Annotated in this window: 14 protein-coding genes; 9 read left to right on the top strand and 5 right to left on the bottom strand. The window is 70.0% G+C overall.

Translation table 11 applies throughout. The annotated features are described in order from the left end of the window. Positions 1-24: 24 nt before the first annotated feature. A complete protein-coding gene (locus tag V1260_RS08040) occupies positions 25-441 on the bottom strand; it encodes a response regulator transcription factor (RefSeq protein WP_329746297.1) in 417 nt (138 codons plus the stop codon). Between the two features lie 229 nt (positions 442-670). Here V1260_RS08040 and V1260_RS08035 point away from each other — a divergent pair, with 229 nt between their 5' ends. From V1260_RS08035 to V1260_RS08025, 3 genes are all read left to right on the top strand, one after another. Beyond that, a complete protein-coding gene (locus tag V1260_RS08035; RefSeq protein WP_329746296.1) occupies positions 671-1,972 on the top strand; it encodes an ATP/GTP-binding protein in 1,302 nt (433 codons plus the stop codon). Then, the gene (locus V1260_RS08030; protein WP_329746295.1) at positions 1,969-2,301 is read left to right on the top strand and encodes a hypothetical protein; all 333 of its coding nucleotides are present in this window, start codon (positions 1,969-1,971) and stop codon (positions 2,299-2,301) included. The genes V1260_RS08035 and V1260_RS08030 overlap by 4 nt, the downstream gene beginning before the upstream one ends. A gap of 116 nt (positions 2,302-2,417) precedes the next feature. Continuing rightward, positions 2,418-4,067: a sensor histidine kinase gene (locus V1260_RS08025; protein WP_329746294.1), complete on the top strand. Its 1,650-nt coding sequence runs from the start codon at positions 2,418-2,420 to the stop codon at positions 4,065-4,067. Positions 4,068-4,112: 45 nt separating this feature from the next. Here V1260_RS08025 and V1260_RS08020 read toward each other — a convergent pair whose 3' ends face one another. Beyond that, positions 4,113-5,165, bottom strand: coding sequence for a hypothetical protein (locus V1260_RS08020; RefSeq protein WP_329746293.1), 1,053 nt, complete (start codon positions 5,163-5,165; stop codon positions 4,113-4,115). 96 nt (positions 5,166-5,261) lie between these two features. On the opposite strand from V1260_RS08020, the gene V1260_RS08015 reads away from it, so the two are divergent. Both V1260_RS08015 and V1260_RS08010 read left to right on the top strand, forming a co-directional pair. Then, positions 5,262-6,716 carry a glycosyltransferase gene (locus tag V1260_RS08015; protein ID WP_329746292.1) on the top strand — a complete coding sequence of 485 codons (1,455 nt, stop codon included), beginning with the start codon at positions 5,262-5,264 and terminating at the stop codon, positions 6,714-6,716. Continuing rightward, complete coding sequence (locus V1260_RS08010; RefSeq protein ID WP_329746291.1) at positions 6,713-8,458, top strand: heparinase II/III domain-containing protein; 1,746 nt, start codon at positions 6,713-6,715, stop codon at positions 8,456-8,458. The genes V1260_RS08015 and V1260_RS08010 overlap by 4 nt, the downstream gene beginning before the upstream one ends. 9 nt (positions 8,459-8,467) lie before the next feature. Here the strand turns inward: V1260_RS08010 and V1260_RS08005 are convergent, their stop codons facing one another. Further along, on the bottom strand, positions 8,468-9,562 hold the full coding sequence (locus V1260_RS08005) for a hypothetical protein (protein ID WP_329746290.1): 1,095 nt from the start codon (positions 9,560-9,562) through the stop codon (positions 8,468-8,470). 299 nt (positions 9,563-9,861) lie between these two features. Here V1260_RS08005 and wecC point away from each other — a divergent pair, with 299 nt between their 5' ends. From wecC to V1260_RS07990, 3 genes are all read left to right on the top strand, one after another. After that, the gene (wecC, locus tag V1260_RS08000; protein ID WP_329746289.1) at positions 9,862-11,115 is read left to right on the top strand and encodes a UDP-N-acetyl-D-mannosamine dehydrogenase; all 1,254 of its coding nucleotides are present in this window, start codon (positions 9,862-9,864) and stop codon (positions 11,113-11,115) included. Positions 11,116-11,241: 126 nt separating this feature from the next. Next, the gene (locus tag V1260_RS07995; protein ID WP_329746288.1) at positions 11,242-15,849 is read left to right on the top strand and encodes a glycosyltransferase; all 4,608 of its coding nucleotides are present in this window, start codon (positions 11,242-11,244) and stop codon (positions 15,847-15,849) included. A 14-nt stretch (positions 15,850-15,863) separates the two neighbouring features. Continuing rightward, positions 15,864-16,658: a polysaccharide pyruvyl transferase family protein gene (locus tag V1260_RS07990; protein ID WP_329746287.1), complete on the top strand. Its 795-nt coding sequence runs from the start codon at positions 15,864-15,866 to the stop codon at positions 16,656-16,658. Positions 16,659-16,688: 30 nt separating this feature from the next. On the opposite strand, the gene V1260_RS07985 is transcribed toward V1260_RS07990, so the two are convergent. Together V1260_RS07985 and V1260_RS07980 are read right to left on the bottom strand one after the other, a co-directional pair. Then, on the bottom strand, positions 16,689-17,948 hold the full coding sequence (locus V1260_RS07985) for a hypothetical protein (RefSeq protein ID WP_329746286.1): 1,260 nt from the start codon (positions 17,946-17,948) through the stop codon (positions 16,689-16,691). Positions 17,949-17,950: 2 nt separating this feature from the next. Beyond that, positions 17,951-19,180, bottom strand: coding sequence for a hypothetical protein (locus V1260_RS07980; RefSeq protein WP_329746285.1), 1,230 nt, complete (start codon positions 19,178-19,180; stop codon positions 17,951-17,953). Positions 19,181-19,501: 321 nt separating this feature from the next. Between V1260_RS07980 and V1260_RS07975 the strand changes: the two genes are divergently transcribed. Then, on the top strand, positions 19,502-21,181 hold the full coding sequence (locus V1260_RS07975; protein WP_329746284.1) for a DUF6270 domain-containing protein: 1,680 nt from the start codon (positions 19,502-19,504) through the stop codon (positions 21,179-21,181). Positions 21,182-21,388 lie beyond the last annotated feature (207 nt).

Raw genomic sequence — 21,388 nt, 5'->3', positions numbered from 1 at the left:
GGGCTCAGCTAGCGTCTGCTGAGCTCAGCTGGCCTCGGACTCCGCGTCGGCGGCCGGGACATCCGACTCCGCGGCGGCGCGGGCGGGGCGGGCGACGATCGCCTGCAGCTGCTCGCGGAGCATGCGGGGGCGGAAGGGCTTGGTGAGGTAGTCGTCGGCGCCGGCCTCGAGGCCCTTGCGGGCGTCGTCCTCGGTGGAGCGGGCGGAGAGCATCACGATGTGGCCGGCGACGATGCCGGTCAGCTCGGTGACGACCTGGTAGCCCTCCATGTCGGGCAGGCCCACGTCCACGACGCAGAGGTCGGGGCGGAGCGAGAGGGCGGCATCGATGCCCGCCTGGCCGTTCTCCACGACCGTCACGCTGTAGTCGTCCTGCGTGAGGATGACCCGCAGAAGCATGCGGATGTCGTCATCGTCCTCGACCACCAGTGCGGTTCTCACGAGGCCTCCTCACGCCGTGCGCGCGGTCTCTCCGCACGCTCGCCGGGCCAGACTACTGTCCATATTCGTCCCCGCCCAGGGGGTGAAGGTCCCCTCTCGACGCCTACGCAGAGATGTCCGACACATCCGATTCGGGGTACTTACGGGTAACACGAAAGTGTCACTTCCCAGGGCGTCGAAACCGCCGATCGACGGGGAGTCGTCGGCACCCGCCCCTACACTCGCGAGCATGGCGAAACCCCTCAGGGAACAGCACATCGCGGTCTTCGGCGAGTCGGGCAGCGGCAAGACGGTCCTGCTCTCCTCGTTCTACGGCGCGTACCAGGAGGCGGCGTTCCAGTCCGCCAGCCCCTTCCACGTGGTCGCGGACGACATCGGGCAGGGGCAGCGGCTGCTGAAGAACTACTACGGGATGAAGCGGGCCACGCAGCTGCCCGCCGCCACCCGCTTCGACGCGAGCAGCTACGCCTTTTCCCTGCGGCTGCGGCCGGGGCTGGACGCCGACGGCTCGGCGCAGCCCGCGGCCGGGAGCCCCGGCGTCGCCGCCCCGATGGCGCCCGAGTCGTCCCCGTCCGCCACGACGGCCAAGGCGCCCAAGCCGGCCAAGCCGCCGAAGCCCGGCAAGAGCGCCCCGGCCGGGATGCCGCTGGCCCGGATCGTGTGGCACGACTACCCGGGCGAATGGTTCGAGCAGGACGTGAGCGGCCCCGAGGAGGCCGCACGCCGCGTCGCGACCTTCCGCTCCCTGCTGGTCTCCGATGTGGCGGTGCTGCTCATCGACGGGCAGCGGCTGCTCGAGCACCGCGGCGAGGAGGAGCGCTACCTCCGCCCCCTGTTCACCGGGATCCAGAACGGCCTGCTCAGCCTGCGCACCGAGATCCTCCCGAAGGGGGAGCCGCTCGTCGATGCGCCGCGGATCTGGATGCTCGCGCTGTCGAAGGCGGACCTGCTGCCGGAGATGAGCACCCGCGACTTCCAGGAGCTGGTGATCGAGAAGGCGGCCGACGAGCTGGGCCTGCTGCGCGAGACCCTGCGCAGCTTCGTGCGGGCCGGGGACGCCCTCGCCGTGGGCGAGGACTTCCTGCGGCTGTCCTCCGCCCGCTTCCAGCCGGGCACGATCGACGTGAGCACCCGGGTGGGGCTGGATCTGCTGCTGCCGGTCGCGGCGATGCTGCCGATGCAGCGGCACCTGCGCTGGGCGCGCACGCTGGAGATGCCGCGCAGGGTGGTCGATGACCTGCTCAGCGGCGCGGACGGGGTGAAGGCCGTGCTGCCGGTCCTCGCGACCGGGCTCGGCGTGGCGGCCCGCGCCCCGCTGCCCCCGCAGATCCGGACGGTGCTCAAGGGCGCCTCGGTCGCGGTCTCCGCCGGCGCTGTCGTGCAGCTGCTGGACCTCGTCGGGGACGATCTCGTCGCGGCGAACCGTCGGGCGATGGCCCGGAAGGACCACCTCTCCGCGGTGCTCACCGGCTTCCTGCTGGACCTCGAGCGGGGCGAGCGGGACGGCACGCTGGTGCGGAGCCCGCGATGAGCCTGCTCTGGGCCACCCGGGGTCGCACCTGGGGGTTCCGCGTCCTGCGCTGCACCTTCCCCGGTGATCCGCTGCGCACCTACAGCCCGGCGCTCGCCGCGCTCGGCGACGCCGCGGAGGGTTTCCGCCGCGAGGGCGGCATGATCGCCCTCCGCCTCCTCGACCCCGAGGGCCGCCGTGACCGGTCCGGTCGGCCGATCCCCCATGAGTTCGTGGCCGACGGGCCGGACGCCGACGGGCTCGACAGCCTCGAGCGCGCCCGGGAGCGGCTGTGGCCCCTGGTCGGAGAGGAGTACGGGGCGATCTGGGATCACCCCTCCCCCGCATGATGTGATGTGAGCGGCATTCATCGCCCCGGGGGTCTCCCCCTGCTCCCCGGACTTGCCGATAATGTCCCGGTCCGGACGCTTCCCCGAGTCCCCGCCCGCTGAGAAGGAAGCACGTCGTGGCCGATCGACCTCACCCCACCGCGCCGCTGGCGGCCGTCGTCGCCCCCGCTTCGGGCACGCGGCCGAAGCAGCTGTACTTCGCGGGGCTGGTCCTCGGCTATACGCTGCTGGTGGCCATCTCGGCCCTGGAGATGGTGCTGCAGCCGCAGTTCCTCGCGGCGCTGGGACTGATCGCGGTGACCACGGCGCTGGCCCTCACGGTGCGCTGGGACAGCCGTCCGCTGGCGTGGGCGGCGCTGATCCCGGTGCTGGACATCGCGGGGGTCGCGCTGCTGCGCGATCACATGCGCGAGGTGTCGATGTCCCCGTCGCTGCTCGCGCTGATCCCGGTGATGTGGCTGTCCGGCCGGCTGCGCCGGACAGGTGTGCTCATCTCGCTCCTCGCGGTCACGCTGGCGATCTCGGTGCCCTCCCTGGTGCGCGGCGGGGAGCTGGACTCGATGATCCTCGCGCACGCGCTGCTGCTGCCCCTCACCGTGCTACAGATCGGTCTGCTCACCGTGGGGGCGCTCGACCTGCTCGACCGGCGCTCCGAGCGGCTGCAGGAGATCGTCGCGGAGCGGGAGACGGTGATCGACGAGATCGACGCCTCCGCGCAGCTGCTGCAGAGCATCCTGGACACGGTGGACGTGGGCATCGTGGTCGTCGACGCGGAGGGCCATGACCTCCTCATGAACGCCCGGCAGCGACGGATCCACGCGCTCGCCATCCCGCCGGACAACCCCGACCCGAACGAAGCGGAGCTGCTGCTGCGGTACCCGGGCACCGCCCTGCCGATCCCGGCGGAGGAGCGCCCGGTGCGTCGGGCGGTGCTGCAGGAGTCCTTCAGCAACTACCTGGTGGCGATGGGTCCGCTCGGCGAGGACGGCACCGCCTTCTCCGCCTCGGCGCGGCAGATCCTGGACCGGAACGGCGAACGGGCCGGGGCGGTGGTGGTGTTCTCCGACGTCACCTCGTACCTCGAGATGGTCCGCTCGCAGGAGCAGTTCGTCGCCTCGGTGTCCCATGAGCTGCGCACCCCGCTGACCTCGGTGATCGGCTATCTGGAGCTGACCCAGGACGACCTGGACCTGTCCAAGGAGACGGCGGGCTACCTGCAGGTCGCGCATCGCAATGCGGAGCAGCTGCTGGTGATCGTGGAGGACCTGCTGCAGGACCAGGTGAGCCGCTCCGGCGCGGAGAAGCTGGTGCTACGGCCCGCCCGCCTCTCCGACATCGCCGCCCACTCCGTGGAGTCCTTCGCGCTGCGCGCCGAGGAGGCGGGGATCGACCTCATCTCGGAGCTGCAGCCCACGCCGGAGATGCCGCTGGACGCCGCCCGCATGCAGCAGGCCGTCGACAACCTGCTCTCCAACGCCGTGAAGTACACCCGCCGCGGCGGGACGGTCACGGTCGCCACCGGGATGGTCGAGGGGCACGCGGAGCTGCGGGTCACCGACACCGGGATCGGCATGACCGCGCAGGAGCAGACCAACCTGTTCGCCGACTTCTACCGCACCGAGACCGCCCGCAACAGCGACATCCCCGGCCACGGCATCGGCCTCTCGCTCACGCGGCGGATCGTGGTCTCCCACAACGGGCAGATCAGCGTGCGCTCCCAGCCCGGGATCGGCTCGACCTTCCGGATCCGTCTCGCGGTGGAGTAGGGCGGGTCGGGCCGCGGGTCAGGAGCGGGCAGGCCGCGCCGCGGGTCAGGAGCCGACGAGCAGCGCGGAGCTGTTCGCGCGGTGGACGACGAGCGGCGCCGGTCCGTCGTTGCGGAGGCCGACGCGCAGGCGGGCCGTGGAGCCGCAGGGCTCGGCGGGCAGGATCGCCTCGAGGTCCGTGGAGAGCATCCGATGATGGCGCAGCAGGTCGATGTGGTCGGGCTCCGTCGACTCGACCGCGAGCTCCGCACACACGGCGCCGTCAGCGTCGAGCAGCTCGAGGCGGGCGGTGAGCGTCGCCGTGGAGCCGGCCTCGTCGAGGGCGTCCTCTCGGCACCAGGCCCGTCCTTCCTCGCGAGAGCCGTTCACCACGGTGCAGGTGGTGAGGTGGAGGGTGGTGAGGCCGCGCAGGGCGTCGTCGTCTTCGCTGGTGAGATCGAACGCGGCAGCGAGCACGGTGTCCACGGCGCCGGGGGCGAGGGTGCGCGGCAGGTCGTCCGTGGTGGCCTCGGCGGCGGAGCCGTCCACGGGGGCGGCGCGCCAGCTCGCCTCGACCTCGAAGGCGGTGCCGGCGGAGGCGACGTCGTCATAGGGCGCGGAGAGCTTCACGTCGCAGGTGATCGCACCATCGGCCGACGGGGTGACGAGCACCTGGTTGCGGTACGCGGTCCGCTCACCGGTGCGCAGGTTCTGGGTGCCGCCGCGGTAGTCGCCGGGCCCGCCCGCCTCGGGGGCGCAGCTGACCAGCACGCCGAGGTACATCGCCCAGCCCTCGGAGTCGGCGGGCTTCTCACTCACCACGTCAAGGGTGACCAGGTAGGTCTCCCCCGCACGGCCCCAGAAGGTGTGCTCGGCGATCCGCGCCTCCTCGGGGACCGTCAGCGTGGTGCGGTCGATCGTCGAGACCGGCGGCTCAGGGAAGGGCGGCGGGGTCTCCGTCGCCGCGGGGGCGCCCGGCCCCGACTCCGGCGCGCCGCCGTCCCGCCGATCCAGGACCACCACGGCGAGGACCGCCACGAGGGCGAGGACCAGGAGGGCGCCGAGGAGGGTCGCCGGGGGGCGGGGTCGACGCGGGGTGTCCGAGGAGGAGGCGGGCATCGCGGTCCTTCGCAGGTGGGGCGGCGTCCAGGAGCAGGGTAGCGGGCGGGTCTGCGCCTACTATGTGGGAGTTCGCGTCCCCGGCCCGGAGGTCCCATGCCGTCCCCGCTCTCGACCCTGCGCAAGGCCCTGTGGCACTTCCGGCACGGAGGCATGGAGCAGCTGCGTCTGTGGTGGAGCCGGACCGAGACCCGGCGGGCCCGCCCCTCACGATCGACCGCCTCCGCCGTCGGTGCGGCCCCCGCCCCCGCGGTGCGGAACTCGGATCTCGCCCGCGACGGCTTCCCCTTCCCCGAGGTGCGCGAGACCCCCGAGTACGCGCCGGTCCCGCGGCACGTCCTCTACTTCCTGCACAACGCGCTGCCGTACCACTCGGGCGGCTACGCGACCCGCACCCACGGCCTGCTCACGGAGCTGAACCGGGCCGGCTGGGACGTGGACGGCGTGACCCGGCTCGGCTACCCCTACGACATGCCGAAGATGGCGGACGTCCCCGACCTGCCCGCCCGCGAGGTGGTGGGCGAGGTCGACTACCACCACCTGCTCACCGGGCGACAGATCGAGAAGAAGAACCCGATGTTCGACTACACCGAGCGGTACGTCGACGCCCTTCTCCCGCTCGCGCGCGCGGAGCGGCCGGCCATCCTGCACGGCGCCTCGAACCACTGGAACGGGCTCGCCGCGGTGAAGGCCGGGAGCATCCTCGGCGTCCCCTCCGTGTACGAGGTGCGCGGCCTGTGGGAGGTCACCCGTGCCTCCCGCGACCCCGAGTGGGGCCGCAGCGACCAGTACCGCTACCTCGCCCGGATGGAGGCGGACACCGCCCGCGCGGCGACGAGGGTCATCGCGATCACCGAGGCGCTCAAGGCCGAGCTGGTCGAGCGCGGCGTGGCCGCCGAGAAGATCACCGTGGTGCCCAACGGCGTGGACACCGAGCGCTTCACCCCCCTCCCCCGCGACGAGGAGCTCGCCGCCCGGCTCGGCGTCACCGGGAGGACGGTGATCGGCTACGTCGGCACCGTCGTCGACTACGAGGGGCTGGACCTGCTGCTCGAGACCGCCGCGTCCCTCCGCGCGCGCCGCGACGACTTCCACGTTCTGATCATCGGCGACGGCGCGAAGCTCGAGGAGCTGCAGGCGAGCGCCACCACGCAGGGCCTCGACGACGTCGTCACCTTCACCGGCCGCGTCCCGCACGAGGAGGTCGAGCGCTACTACTCGATCATCGACATCACCCCGTTCCCGCGGCTCCCGCTGCCGGTGACCGAGATGGTCTCCCCGCTCAAGCCCTTCGAGGCGATGGCGATGGGGAAGGCCGTGGTCGCCGCCGACGTCGCCGCCCTCGCGGAGATCGTCACCCCCGGGATGAACGGGCTGCTGCACGAGAAGGGCAGCGCCGCATCGCTGACGGCGCAGATCGAGCAGCTGCTGGACGAACCGGAGCTGCGTGCGCGGCTGGGTGCCCAGTCGCGGGATTGGGTGGTCTCCGAGCGGGACTGGCGGCAGCTCGCCGCAGCCGTTGCCGGGGTGTACGCGGAGATCACGGCGTGAAGCCCGCTGCCCGTCCCCAGGATCCGCCGCAGCCCCCGGGACTCGATCTGTGGGCGTCGCGTCGCCAGACCTTCCAGGTCTCGGTCGACTCCGCGGAGGTCACCCGGCTGCTCGCCCGCCGACTCACGATGGCTCCGCACCCCGAGTGGACGCTTCCCGAGGAGCCCACCTGGACCGAGGACCCCTTCGAGGACCGCAACTGGTGCTTCCAGTACCACTCGCTGCGATGGCTCGAGCCGCTGCGTCGCGCTGCGGTGAAGCGCAACAGCGCCGCCCTCGAGATGTGGCTGTACTACATGCAGGACTGGACGGCGAAGAACCCCCGCGGGAATGCAGCCTCGGACTGGGCATGGGTGGACATGGCCGACGGGCTCCGTGCACAGCAGCTGTGCCTCGCCGCGCCGCTGGTGTGGCGGCGCGCCACCGAACATCTGCCCTGGATCGAGGCGACGATCCGCGATCATGCCGAGCACCTCGCGGACCCCCACCACATGGGCAATGCGAATCACGCACTGCACCAGCAGGAGTCGCTGTTCCTCTGCGGCCGGGTGCTCAAGGAGGAGAAGTACTGGCAGCTCGCGAGCCGGCGCATGAGCGCTCTGCTGCGGGAGCAGTACGACGAGCAGGGGATGAACGCCGAAGGGGCGCCCGCCTATCACCACAACAACTTCCTCTGGTGGGAGAAGGCGCTGCGGCGCTTCGACGTGGAGCAGCTGCCCCGGCCCGACGGCTCGGAGCGGCACCTCCACGCCCCGGAGGAGATCGCCCACGCCACGAGGCCAGACGGCACCCTGGTCTCCATCGGGGACACCGATGTGCTGCGCCCGCACAAGATCGACAGTCCGTTCACCGATTACGTGACGACGGACGGCGAGGAGGGGACTCCCCCCGATCAGTCGGTCGCTGTCTACGACGCGGGGTACGTCTTCGCGCGCAGCGGCTGGGGCGACGAGCAGCGGCGCTATGCCGAGCAGACCTACTACACCCTGCGCTTCGGTCCGGCGCGGCGGGTGCACGGCCATCCCGATGGGACCTCGCTGACCTATTCGGCGCGGGGGGTGAACTGGGTGGTGGATCCGGGCAAGTACCAGTACGGCAAGAGCATCCCGCGCCATCACTTCGTGTCCCGAGCAGGGCATTCCGTGCTCACGATCGAGGGCCGCAAAGCTTTCCGCGACGCCTTCACGGACCTCTCCCGGCAGGTCGTCGGCGAGCGCCATCATGACTTCCTGCTCGAGGACCTCTCCGTCGACCGCGTCGACCTCACCCGCCGGGTCATCTACTCCACCCAGGGCGAGTACCTCGTGGTGATCGATCGCGCGAGGGCGTCCCGCAGGATCACCGGCGTCCAGCGATGGCAACTCGGTGCGGACGTCGAGGTGACGCTCGACGATCATCGTGCGGATCTCTCGGCGCACGGGGAAAGCGCGGCGCTCTGGTTCGACCCGGACGCGCTCGACCTCTCGAGCGTCCGGGCCCAGGACGATCCGTTCGACGGGTACGTCTCGGTGGGCTGGAAGAAGCTCGCCCCGGCGACCGCTGTCCTCGCCCGTCGCTCCGGCTCCTCGCTCCGCTACGTCACCATTCTCGGGGCAGGGCACGGTGCGCCGGTCGAGGTGACGCTCCGTGCGGACGACGGGTCGGAGACCCTCGCCCTGGAGGTCCGCACCGGCCGCGGAGCGGAGCTGGTGTCGATCACGTCCGAGGGCGTGGAGATCACGGACATCGACTCGGCACGCTGAGCCGCTCGATCAGGAGACCGGACGGGTCTCCATCGTCACCATCGAGGTGCCGGCACGGTGCACGAGGAGGCCCGCGGGCCCGTCATTGCGCAGGTTGATCGAGGTCCGGATGGTGGGCCCGCACAGCTCGGTCGGGACGGCGACCGACTTCGCCACGTGGTAGAGCTGGTGATGACGGTAGATGTCGAGGTACTCGGTGCGCCGACCGGAATCGATCGTTCCGCACACCTGGCCGTCGGCGCCGATGACGTCGTAGCGCACCTCGAACCGGAAGTGGCTGCCCGTCGGGTCGATGACGTCTTCGGTGCACCACTGCGTCCCGTCCTCGGTGGATCCGCCCGGCCCCGTGCAGGTGGTGAGCTGCAGCGAGGTGAGCACGTCGAGCCGCCGCTGGGCGAGCTCCTCGACCGCCACGTCCCGGGTGAGGAGCACCTGGCTCGATGACGCCGGGATGACCACGGGCAGGCTCTCGGCGGGCTGGGCAGGGAGCGCGAGACCCACGGGCTCGGTCACCTTCCACGTGACGTCGACCGCGAAGCCCGTGCCCTGGGCGGCGAGGTCGGCGTCCGGGGCGTTCGCGAGCATGCTGCAGGTGATGACCCCGTCTCGCGCCGGGGTCATCACGAGCTGGTTGCTCAGGGTCACCGGCTCCCCGGTGAGCAGGTTCTGCGTCCCGCTCAGCGTCGCGACGCCGCGGCCGTCCTGATCGGTGCACTGCAGGGTGAGTCCCAGCATGAAGCCGTACCCGGGAGATCCAGCGGGCTTCTCGGCGTCCACGTCGAACTGGAGCAGGTACGTCTCACCCTCCTCGACGGCGAAGGAGGTGCGATCGGTCCGCTGCTTCTCCGGGAACGTCATCGAGAGCCTCTGCACCGCGCTGAACGGAGCCACGGAGGGACCGGGGGAAGCGCTCGCGGATCCTGCGTCCGATGGATCCGGGGAGGTGGGCCGGGTCGAGTCGGCCGTGGGGGCCGGCTCCGGGTGCGTCGTGACGCGTCCGTCGAGGACCAGCACTGCCAGCAGGACCAGGGCGAAGAGGCCGGCGAGGGCGACGACCACCCAGCGAGTGCGCCGGATGTGACGTCGGGACTCTGCCTCTGGCACATCGGCTCCTTCTGCGCGGATCGGTGACGGATCGAGCGTACCGACGTGACACAGCCGGGCGGTGCGGGTGGTGGCCGATCCCATGTCCAGGCGGTCCACCCCACGGGGCAGATGAATCTCCGGTTGCCTGTGCGAAAACGCTGGATGAGCGGAGCGCCACCGATTTGTGACATCTGACAAGAACCGTCCCGGAACGCGTCATCATCCGAGATCCGCCGTCGCGCACCAGAGCCCTGCCCGCTACGGTAGGAGCGTTCTCGACCCTGCGGTCGGCACCCTCTCTCCCCTCAGGAGTCCCCTTGAGTCCCAATGTCCCCCTCGACACCGTGGCTGTGATCGGCCTCGGCTACATCGGCCTCCCCACGGCCGCCGTGCTCGCCCAGGCGGGCAAGACGGTGATCGGCGTGGACATCAAGCAGAGCAACGTCGATGCGATCAACGCCGGCAAGGTGCCGTTCGTCGAGGAGGGGCTCGAGACCGTCGTCGCGGGCACCGTCGCCCAGGGCAAGCTCTCCGCGCAGACGGAGACCCCCGAGGCCGACGCCTACATCGTCTCCGTCCCCACGCCCTTCAAGGGCGACCACGATGCGGATCTGTCCTACATCGAGGCGGCCGCTCGCGGCATCGCCCCGAAGCTGACCGGCGGTGAGCTGGTGGTGCTCGAGTCGACCTCGCCCCCCGGCGCGACCGAGCACATGGCCGACGTGATCCTCGAGCTGCGCCCCGAGTTCACCAAGGAGCCGAACCTCCCGAACTCGGTGTACTTCTCGCACGCCCCGGAGCGGGTGCTGCCCGGCCGCATCATGATCGAGATGGTCGACAACGACCGCATCATCGGCGGCCTCTCCCCCGAGGCGGCGCAGCTGAACCGCGACCTCTACGCCAGCTTCTGCAAGGGCGAGCTGCTGCTCACCGACGCCCGCACCGCCGAGATGGCGAAGCTGACCGAGAACGCCTTCCGCGACGTGAACATCGCCTTCGCGAACGAGCTCTCGATCATCTCCGAGCGACAGGGCATCGACGTGTGGGAGCTGATCGAGCTCGCCAACCACCACCCGCGCGTGAACATCCTCCAGCCCGGCCCGGGCGTGGGCGGCCACTGCATCGCCGTGGACCCCTGGTTCATCGTCTCCGCCGACCGCGAGTTCTCGAACCTGATCCGCACCGCCCGCGAGGTCAACGACTCCAAGCCCGAGCTGGTCCTCGAGAAGGTCCTGCAGAAGGCGGACAAGTTCAAGAACCCCGTCGTCGCGGCCCTCGGCATCGCCTTCAAGGCCAACATCGACGACCTGCGCGAGTCGCCCTCGAAGGACATCGCCGTCGCGCTCACCGACCGCCTGCCCGAGGGCCAGGTGCTCGTGGTCGAGCCGAACATCGACGAGCTCCCGAAGGAGTTCGTCGACAAGACCAACGTCGAGCTCGCCGAGCTCGAGGACGCCGTGGACCGCGCGGACATCGTGCTGGTCATGGTGGACCACGATCCCTTCAAGGAGTTCGACCGCTCGACGCTCCAGGAGAAGGTCGTCATCGACACCAAGGGACTGTGGCGCTGACAGCGTCATGAACCGTTCATGACCAGGACCCGCTCCCGTCGACATCGGCGAGAGCGGGCCCTGTCATGCTGAGCCCCGGTCACCGGGCCACCCGCTCCTGCTCCCCCTCGCACCACGGAACGAGACATGACCTTCGACGACGAGACCCGCACTGACGCCGAGATCGAACTCCTCCGCGCGAACGAGGCAGCGACGGACCCGATCGCCGCCTTCCGCTCCCGGGAGTCCTATCGCCAGCAGGCCGAGGACCTCCGGTCGCAGCTGAAGGCTGCGCGGGACGCTCTCGCCGATGCGGAGAAGGCGGCCCGCTGGCAGAAGAAGAAGCGCGCCGAGGCCGAGACCGCGCTGAAGACGGCGGAGGCCGCCGCCTCCCGCGCGGAGAAGGCCGACGCCGCCGCCCGCCGCCGCATCGAGGTCGTCGAGGCCTCTCGGGACAGGTACAAGGACGAGGTGCAGCGACTCAAGGATGACCTCGTGCGGGTGCGCGGCTCCCGCACCTTCAAGGTGGGCAAGGCCGTGCTGAGTCCAGTGCAGGTGTTCCGTTCCTCCGGGAGCGAGAAGGTCACGGCGAGCCCGGCTGGCACCGAGAACCCGACCATCGAGGAGCCCGCACCGACCGAGGCGGCGACTCCCGCCCCGGCGAAGACCCCCGCCCCCGTGTCCTCGTCGACGGCCGCGACCCCCTCATCCGCGGGATCGCCGCGCCCTGCCGCCGACGGCTCCGAGTGGGAGTCCCATCTCCCCGTCGGGCAGCGGGATCTCGACACCCTCCGCCGCGAGTTCGAGATCCATCCCTCGCCCGTCACGCTCTACCGGGTCATCAACCGCACCTGGTTCGGCCACGGCATGATCGAGGAGCCCGCGGCCCTGGCGATCGCGCACCCGGAGCTGGTCGAGCAGCTAGGCGCGAAGGAGAAGGGGATCATCGAGCGGGTGCTCGGTGATGATCGTCTGCGTCGCGAGGGCGTGACCGTGCCCCCGCGCTCGAGCGGAGCCGTGTTCCTCCCCGAGCCGTCCCGCGTCATGTACTGCGTGCACTCCACGCCCGTCTTCAACTCCAACGGATACTCGACCCGCACCCGCGGCGTGGCCAAGGGGCTCCAGCACTCCGGCGCGGACGTCCGCGTCGTCGCCCGCGCCGGCTATCCCTGGGACCACAAGGCCGACAGACCCAAGCCGTCGCAGCGTCGCGTCGTCGAGGAGCTCGACGGCGTTAGCTACGTCCACATGCCCGGCTCCGGGCTGGGGACCGTCCCGATGGATCACTACCTCATCGAGGCCGCGGACGCCTTCACCCGCGAAGCCCTGCTGCAGCGCCCGGAGCTGATCCAGTCCGCCTCGAACTACCGCACCGCCCTGCCCGCGCTGATCGCCGCCCGCCGCGTGGGAGTGCCGTTCGTCTACGAGGTGCGCGGCTTCTGGGAGCTCTCGCAGGTGGCGAGCAAGCCGGAGTTCGAGGACAGCGAGCAGTACCGGACCATCGCCGATCTCGAGACCCTGGTGGCTCGTGAGGCGGATCACGTCCTCGCGATCACCCGTCAAGTGCAGGAGGACCTCATCGCCCGCGGCATCCCCGCGGAGAGAATCACGGTCGCCCCGAACGCCGTGGACACCGACGAGTTCGTGCCCCTCCCCCGCGACGCCCGCTACGCGGAGGCCAAGGGGATCCGCACCGATGTCCCCGTCATCGGCTTCGCCGGCAGCATGGTCGCGTACGAGGGCCTGGAGACCCTCGTGCGCGCCTCCGCCGAGCTGACCGAGCGCGGCACCGAGCACCAGGTGGTCATCGCCGGCTCGGGCGCGGAGGAGAAGACCCTCGTTTCTCTGAGGGACGAGCTCGGCGCGGCCGCCGTGCATTTCGTGGGCCGACTGCCGATGGACGAGATGCCGCGCCTGCTCAGCACCTTCGACATCATGCCGATCCCCCGCCTGTCGCTGCCGGTCACCGAGATGGTCTCCCCGCTGAAGCCGCTCGAGGCCTTCGCCTCGATGAAGGCCGTGCTGCTCTCGGACGTCGCCCCGCATCTCGACCTGGCCGGCCCGGAGCAGGCCCGCGCCCGGCTCTTCCGCGCCGGCCATGTCACCTCCCTGGCCGATGCGCTCGACGAGCTGATCGCCGACGCGGACCGCTGCCGCGACCTGGGCCGCACCGCTCGCCTCTGGACCCTCGACGATCGCACGTGGAACGCCGTGACCGCGGAGATGCGCCTCGCCCACCAGGATGTGCTCCGGCACGGCGACGAGTCCGCCTCCGCGGGACGCACCTTCGACACGTTCACGGTGGGCCTCATCGCCGACGAGTTCACCACTTCCACGCTCTCCGCCTCGATGCGGATCGTCCCGCTCGACCGGTCCCGCTGGCGCGAGCAGCTCGACGCGGAAGGGCTCGACCTCGTGCTGGTGGAGTCCGCGTGGGAGGGCAACGGCGGTCAGTGGCACCGGGGCGTGGGCGCCTATGAGCCGGAGGAGCACCGCGACATCCGCGAGCTCCTCGCCCACGCGCGCGAACGGGGGATCACCACCGCCTTCTGGAACAAGGAGGACCCGATCCACATCCGTCGCTTCCGGGCCACCGCGGCGCTGTGCGACCACGTCTTCACCACCGACGCGGCGATGATCCCCACGTACCTCTCCACCCCGGGGGCTGTGACCCGCACGGCCTCGGCGATGCCGTTCTACGCCCAGCCGCTGATCCACAATCCGCTGCCCGCGGAGCGGCCCTACCGGCACACCGTCGCCTACGCCGGCACCTACTACGGCGACCGATACAAGGAGCGCTCGAAGGAGCTCTACCGGATGCTCGAGACGTCCTCGGCGTTCGGGCTCACGATCTACGACCGCCAGGCCTCGAACCCGGACTCCCCCTACCGCTTCCCGCCGGAGTTCGCGCACCACAGCGAGGGGGCGCTCCCCTATGACGAGGTCATCGACTCGTACAAGACGCACCTCGCCCACCTCAACGGCAACTCGGTCATGGACTCGCCGTCGATGTTCTCCCGCCGCGTGGTGGAGATCGCGGCGTGCGGCGGCATCGCGCTGTCCGGTCCGGGCCGCGGCGTCGAGGAGACCTTCCAGGGGATGATTCCCGTCTCGAAGGACGCCTCCCTCTGGCGGGCCCTGCTGCATGCCTGGTCCACCGATCCGGTGGCCCGCGTGCACGAGGCCTGGCGCCAGATGCGCGCCGTGCACCGCTCCCACACCGTGCAGAGCGCGCTCACCGTGCTGCTGCGCACCACGGGACTCGCCGTCGACGCAGCGCCCCGCGAGGGCTACGCGGCGGTGCTCACCGAGCGGTCGAGCGAACTCGTCGCCTCGCTGCTCGCCCAGTCCCAGCGGCCCGCCGAGGTGTTCGTCCCCGGCGGCCCGTCCGAGGTGACGGCCCCGCTCACGGCAGCACGGATCACGGTGCGCGACTCCTCCGAGGCCGGCTCGCCGGCCGCCGCCTGGATCGGCATCGTGGACGAGCCGCTCCCCCGCACCTGGTTCGAGGACCTCCTGCTCGCACCCCGCTTCGGGACCTGGAACCGAATCGACGCGGAGATCGCCGACGGCTCCGCCGAGGGCCGCACCCTCGCCACCCTCGGTGCGCTGGACGGCTCGGTGCACGGTCTCGTGCGATCCGAGCGCGCCGCCGCTCACCCGACCGTCGAGGCCGCCCTGCGGGCGCACCACGACTCCGCCGTGCGGCTGCTCGTCGTCGGGCCCCGGGAGACTCCCGCGGAGGCCGTCGCGGACGCCGAGATGACGACCACCGTGCCGCGGAGGGTCCTCATCGCCGGGCACGACCTCAAGTTCGCCGGCGCCCTCATCGAGGAGCTCGAGCACTCCGGGCACACCGTGCTCATCGACCAGTGGGATAACCACACGAAGCACGACGAGGACCGCTCGAGGGAGCTGCTCGCCCAGGCGGACGTCGTGTTCTGCGAGTGGGGTCTGGGCAACGCCGTGTGGTACTCGAAGCACCTCGGTACCCATCAGCGCCTCGTGGTGCGGGTCCATCTGCAGGAGCTGGACCGGCCCTTCCTGCGCCGGATCACGCACAAGAACGTCGACGCCTTCGTGTTCGTCGGAGAGCTGATCCGTCGCGCTGCTGTGGAGAGCCACGGAGTGCCGGCATCCCGCTCTCATGTGGTCCCCAACTTCGTGGACGTCGAGGGTCTCACGCTCCCCAAGGACGAGGACGCCCGCTTCCACCTGGGCTTCGTGGGCATGGTGCCTCAGCGCAAGCGGCTCGATCTCGCCGTCGCGCTGCTCGAGCGGCTGCTCGAGCAGGACTCGCGGTTCCGCCTCTTCGTGAAGGGGAAGCGCCCCGAGGACTACCCGTGGATGGCGGACCGCCCGGAGGAGATGGCCTACTACGACGCCCTCTCGGCGCAGATCGAGCGCGTGAACTCCCGGTTCCCCGACGCCGTGCAGTTCGATGGGCACGGAGCGAATATGGACCAGTGGTACCGGAAGATCGGAGTGGCGCTGTCCGTCTCCGACTTCGAGTCCTTCCACTTCACCGTGGCCGATGGCGCCGCGAGCGGCGCGCTGCCGGCATCCCTGGCCTGGGCCGGTTCCGATCTCCTCTACCCCCGGGAATGGCTGAGCGGAACCGTTGAGGACATGGCGACGTCGATCCTCACCCGCCTCGACCAGTCCCGGGACGAGGCCGACGTCATCGCGTCGACATACTCCGAGCAGGTGGTGCTGCCGCGCCTCGTCGAGCTCGTCGCCCCGGCTCGCCCCTGATCGAAAGGCTCTGCATGACCTCCGTCTACGCCCACAAGACCGTGGTTCGCGGCGACTCCGGGAACCTCGGCGACATGATGGGATTCCACATCGCCGACTGGATCCTGGGCGCCGATTCGTACTCGCGGCTCGGCATGCGGCAGAAGGAGTCCCTGCCCGGCGGCACCGTGGCCCTGGTCGGCTCCCTCGTCGCAGCGCTCGCCGAGTCCCCGGCCACGATCGTCGGGGGCGGCCTCATCAACGGGAACTCCCGTCGGTACGGACCGGACGTGCGGATCGAGGCGGTGCGCGGCTTCCTCACCCAGGCGCTCGTGGAGCGCGATGCGAAGCAGCTGCCCGCGGTGATCGGTGACCCCGGTCTGCTCCTGCCGCGGATCTCTCCCATGACGCCGTCGGAGACCCGCAAGCCTCTCGGCTTCATCATCCACGACGTGGACCGCGAGGAGTTCGCTCGGCTCTACCCCGACAGGGTCGAGGACATCGTCGACAACTACGCACCTCGCGACGAGTTCGTCGCCCAGCTGTCGCGCTACCGGGCGATCGCCTCGACCAGTCTCCACGGCTGCATCTTCGCCCACGCCTACGGGGTGCCGGTGGCGCCCTTCGTCCTCACCGACAAGGTGTTCGGTGGCGACTTCAAGTTCCGCGACCACTACTCGGTGTTCGGGATCGACGTGCGCCGCGCTCCGCTCGCCGGCTCACCGGACGATCTCCTGTGCACGGTGCTGGAGTGCCCTCAGCCTCCGGCCGGCAAGGTCGCCGATCTGATGGACCTGCAGCACGAGGCCATCACGTCGGCCCTGCGCTGACCGTTGAGGCCCGCTGAGCTCACGCAGAGCTCAGAGCGCAACCCGCCGGGTGAGCACCTCATCACCGAAGCCGTCGAGGAGCTCGACCACGAGCTCGTCAGCCTTCGCGCGCGAGGAGGGCGCCCAGGATCCCCAGGCCGTCTGCGGGCCGGACGCCTCGACCGGGCGTCCGTTCGAGACCAGCTCTGCCGTCCAGGTCAGGTGTCCGACTCCGTCGGGCAGGTCGCTCTGCACGTGAAGCTCCGCTCCGTCCCAGTCGACGGTGACGCGCCGTGAGATCTCCTCCGCCACGACGGCGAGCGGCTCGGGCCTGCGTACGGGGTCATCCCTGAAGTAGTCCGCCGCGTCGAGGTGGCGCACGGTCGTCAGGACGTCGTCCGCGGAGTGGGTGAGCCGGTGCAACAGGTAGACGAGCTGGTCGCGTGACGGCGGGGTGTGTCCGGGCGCGACGTCCGCGATCCAGATGACCTTGTCGCGGTCCCGTCGCCAGACCCCCCTGTCGTAGCGCGTGTACCCCTGGGACCGCAGGTAGGGACGACAGTGGTCGAGGAAGTGGACGTCGGTCGCGTTCTGCAGGTAGAAGAGTCGACCCGGCCCCTGGGACGGCAGGGAGTCCAGATGGGATGAGACCACGCCGTGGCGGCGGAGGACCTCGCGGCCGACGTCCTTGTAGTCGGGACCGCCGAGCTCCTGGGCACTGACCGGGAAGGCCGTCGTCAGGTAGTCGACGACGAAGCGACGGGAGTACTCCAGGATGTCCGTCTGAGGGTTCCAGGTGAACACGGACGGACCACCGGGGAGTGCATGTCCCATGGCCAGAGCAGAGAACCCACCCGCCGAGCCGCCCACGAGCCACAGATCCGTGCCGAGACGAACGGAGAGCGGGCTCAGCAGCTCGATCAGCGCCGATCGCGTGTCGTGGTGAGCGCTCCCCGCGTACCAGGCGATGGCGATCTGACCCGAGAGCTCGATCCCCGGGTCCGAGATCGCGATGAAGGCATGCCCCGTGGACGCGGCGAGACCGCTCCCGGAGAAGAACGGCGGCGTCTTGGTCTCCCGGTCCGAGATCGCTCCGGAGAAGATGACCAGCACGGGCTCATCGATGCTCTCGAAGGGGCTGCCCCCCGTGAGGATCTCGATCTGGCGCGCTGCACCGCTCCCGATGACGTGGATGCCATCCTCTCGGACGGACGCCGCGTGGAACGCCTCGACGTCGGCCCATCGCGTCTCAGGATGTCGGAACACCGGCTGCTGGAGGCGGGCTTCATCCAGGGTCTGGTTGCTCGTCATGCTCACACCCTCTCGCTCTCGGCTCGGTTCGTCGTGCCATCGGCCGCACGGACGTACGCCCTCACCGTCACCCCGGCAGGTGCCTCCTCGAAGACGGCTTCCGAGTCGGTGGAGTACCACCGCGTCGCGATCCGCTCGGTGCCGCGCATCAGGTAGTAGCAGACCTTCAGTCCCTTGCCCGGCTGGAAGGCGAGGTTCGAGTCCACGGCGACGTCGTTGCCGAGGCGACGCACGGAGACCTTCAACGGCACCGCAGCGCCCGGAACGCCGAACCAGAGTCGGCGATCATCGCGGGGGACGTCGTCGCGGGGGATCGTCGCGACCGACCCCGGATCGTCGACGTGCACTCGACCGAAGCGCTTCGTCTCGAGATACTCCTTGCCCTGGCGGGACAGGTTCTGGCCCCATCGCATGTAGACGAACCCGGGGGTGTATCCGCCCGCCGCATAGAGGCCGATGTTCCTGCGCGCGAAGCGCTCGTGGAACTCGACGTCAATCCGCTCCGGAACGGCGGAGGGTGAGAACGCTGCGATCGCGTCCACGGACTCCGGGTGGTCGATGACGTGGAACTTCTCACCGGTGAGCGACCGCTTCAGCTGGGCGGAGTCGACGTCGATGCCGTCGTCGCCGGCGTAGCCCACGAGGGTGTCCAGCATCCCGAGCGCCAGGACTCCGTCATGCTCCACGGCGGGATCGAAGCGTGCGGCGCTCGCGATCGCGCAGATCGTCTCGGTCTGCCACGGCATCCAGAGGTCGTCGTCGTCCAGGCCCACCCTGATGACGCAGGGATAGCGATCGAGATGAAGAGTCCGATGCGTCTCCCGGAACATCTGCTCCCGGTACGGGGAGTGGAGGTTCGGCTTCTTCTGCCAGTCCACTCGCTCCGGGTCGCCGCCCTCGTACCCCTCTGCCGGATGCTCGTACTCGAAGATGCGGATCCTGGTGCGTGAGCTCGCCGGTGGGGTGCGCAGCAGCTCGAGGAGTCGGTCGATCCAGGGGCGTTTGTCGGACGAGATCTGGATGGTCACCAGGAGCTCTGCGTCATCGGGCACCTGCTGCGCCTGCAGCGAGGCCAGCGTGTGCTCGAAGCGGGCGAAGTACCGATCGAGGATCTCGGCGTCCTGCTCGTAGTCGCAGAAGAGGATGTCGAGGATCACGAGGGTGTAGGCGGGTTCCGCCTCGGGCTCGCGGTGGAGCAGCTCGAGGTCCTGCCGGGTCCCGGCCTTCGTCACGTCGCATCACATCCGTTCGGTCCTGGGACGGGGCCACCGGCGAGCTTCCGCGGAAGCTCCGGCGCTGGCCAGCGTATCCCAGGGACGCTCCGGACCATCGTTACTGCCCTCCTTTTGGGCCTCAGGACAGGAAGGTGTCACTCCCCCGTCACCTGCCGGAAGGTTTATCCAGAGGAGCGGCCCGCATTCCTCGTATCCCGGTACGATCGATGAAGGTCCGAGGGCGAGCGGTTCCGAGACCGACAGCGCCCAGCGAGGTGGTAGCTCCCGGACTTCACGGGGAGACGCCCCGGAACGACGACATCGGAGGCCGACGTCAGCATGGCGATGGACAGCGCGGAGGTTCGCACCTTCATCTACGGCAGCTGCGTGAGCCGCGATACGTTCAAGTACCTGCCGGAGCGCTTCGTCCTCCACCGGTACGTCGCCCGGCAGTCCCTCATCAGCGCGGGCAACTCCACCACCGGGGTCAAGGAGAAGCTCTCCCCGCTCACATCCCCGTTCCAGCAGCGCATGGTCGCCGGAGATCTCGACGGCAACCTGTACTCGTCGCTGAAGAACGCCGGCGATGCGGTGGAGCTGATCCTCATCGACCTCGTGGATGAGCGCGGCGGTGTCGTCGCTCTCGGCGGCGGTTACGCGACGAAGCTCAACGAGTTCTGGGGAGCTGGCGGCAGGGAAGCCTCTCGCGGCGCCCACCTGCTGCCGTTCGGCACGGATGAGCACTTCGAGCGATGGAGTGCGGGGGCGGAGCGCTTCGTCGCAGAACTCCGGGAGCTCGGGCTTCTCCATCGGGCCGTCGTCCTGCGGGCTGACTGGGCGTCGACTTACGAAGACGGAGACGCTTTCCCCGTCCCGGACTGGATGACGCCACCCGCGGAGGCCAACGCGGCGTACGGGCGGTACTTCGACCACCTGAGCACCCTCGGACTTCGCATCATCACGCTCCCCCAGGAGCTCGCGCATACGAGTCGCGACCACGAGTGGGGAGCCTCGCCCTTCCACTACCAGGACGCGGCCTATGAATACTTCGCGCAGGAGATCCAGCAAGCCACCGCGCTCAGCGAGACGCAAGACACGGGTCCGGCGGATCGAACCACCCGCGTCCACCTCGACCGCCGAGACACCGCAGCGTGGGGAGCCTTCACCGACCTCCAGTCACCCTCGGAGATTGCCGAGGCGGACCTCAGCAGCGGCTTCCTGACCGTCTGGCAGGACGGACTGCCCTTCGACCTCCTCGTGGATGACATCGGCGCGGAGACGACGCTGGTTAGCTTTCATGCCGCATTGGGCGGCTCGGGACTCAAGCCTCCGATCTTCACCGCGCGCACGGTGAGCGACGGCATCGGCCTCAATCGGATCTTCGTCTCCGACCCCGGCCTGCTGGCCGGCGAAGAGCTCGGTCTCGCCTGGTACCTCGGCACCTCGAAGGTGGACGCGACGAAGGTGCTCGTGGAGATCATCACGGCGCTCCAGGAGCGAATGGGAGCGAAGCACCTCGTCTTCTTCGGGATGTCCGGCGGCGGGTTCGCCGCGCTGAACCTGTCCCACGAGTTCCCGGGTTCCCTGGCCGTTCCCGTGAACCCGCAGACCCGGATCCTCGACTACCTTGAGGAGCACTGGGACGACCTGGGACGACAATGCTTCGGCGCCAGCACTGCGGAAGGATCTCGGGAGATCCTGGAGGCACACCCGCGAGCCGACCTCCGGCGGGTCTATGCCGAGGGTTTCGAGAACACCGTCATCTACGTCCAGAACGCGTCAGACGGCCACGTGCGCACCCAGATGAACCCGTGGCTGGAGATCGTCGGCGGGCAGGCCGAGGTCTCTGTCCTGCTCGGGGACTGGGGTCGAGGGCATGTTCCCCCGAGTGCACGGGACCTCAAGCCGATGCTCGCTCACCTCGCCGACGCCCACGGTGACTGGCGGCAGATCGCTGACACGTGGGGAGCAGCTCCCTCACCGTCGCGCGAGGACATCGACGAGAAGACGGCGCGTTAGCGTGGGGTGCCCAGCTCACGGGGACTCGACGAGCGCACGCAACCTCGCGGTTGGGTGCCCGCAACCTCCGCGACCACTGGATGGGAAACCATGTCCTGATGGTGCTGCCCTGTCGCGCAACACGCCTACCCTGGTGAGACGCCCCAGGGCCACCGCTACCCACCGACACGCGAGACGCATACACCTCGCGCAGACCTTGAGAAGGAC

The sequence above is a fragment of the Brachybacterium sp. J144 genome (genome assembly GCF_036321705.1).
Lineage (GTDB): Bacteria > Actinomycetota > Actinomycetes > Actinomycetales > Dermabacteraceae > Brachybacterium.
This window is presented reverse-complemented; position numbering and strand designations above follow the sequence as displayed.

What these genes read in the sequence shown, in the direction of transcription:
- V1260_RS08035 (WP_329746296.1), top strand. Translation starts at nt 671, where the DNA reads ATGGCGAAACCCCTCAGGGAACAGCACATCGCGGTCTTCGGCGAGTCG.
- V1260_RS08030 (WP_329746295.1), top strand. Translation starts at nt 1,969, where the DNA reads ATGAGCCTGCTCTGGGCCACCCGGGGTCGCACCTGGGGGTTCCGCGTC.
- V1260_RS08020 (WP_329746293.1), bottom strand. Translation starts at nt 5,165, where the DNA reads ATGCCCGCCTCCTCCTCGGACACCCCGCGTCGACCCCGCCCCCCGGCG.
- V1260_RS08015 (WP_329746292.1), top strand. Translation starts at nt 5,262, where the DNA reads ATGCCGTCCCCGCTCTCGACCCTGCGCAAGGCCCTGTGGCACTTCCGG.
- V1260_RS07995 (WP_329746288.1), top strand. Translation starts at nt 11,242, where the DNA reads ATGACCTTCGACGACGAGACCCGCACTGACGCCGAGATCGAACTCCTC.
- V1260_RS07990 (WP_329746287.1), top strand. Translation starts at nt 15,864, where the DNA reads ATGACCTCCGTCTACGCCCACAAGACCGTGGTTCGCGGCGACTCCGGG.
- V1260_RS07985 (WP_329746286.1), bottom strand. Translation starts at nt 17,948, where the DNA reads ATGACGAGCAACCAGACCCTGGATGAAGCCCGCCTCCAGCAGCCGGTG.
- V1260_RS07975 (WP_329746284.1), top strand. Translation starts at nt 19,502, where the DNA reads ATGGCGATGGACAGCGCGGAGGTTCGCACCTTCATCTACGGCAGCTGC.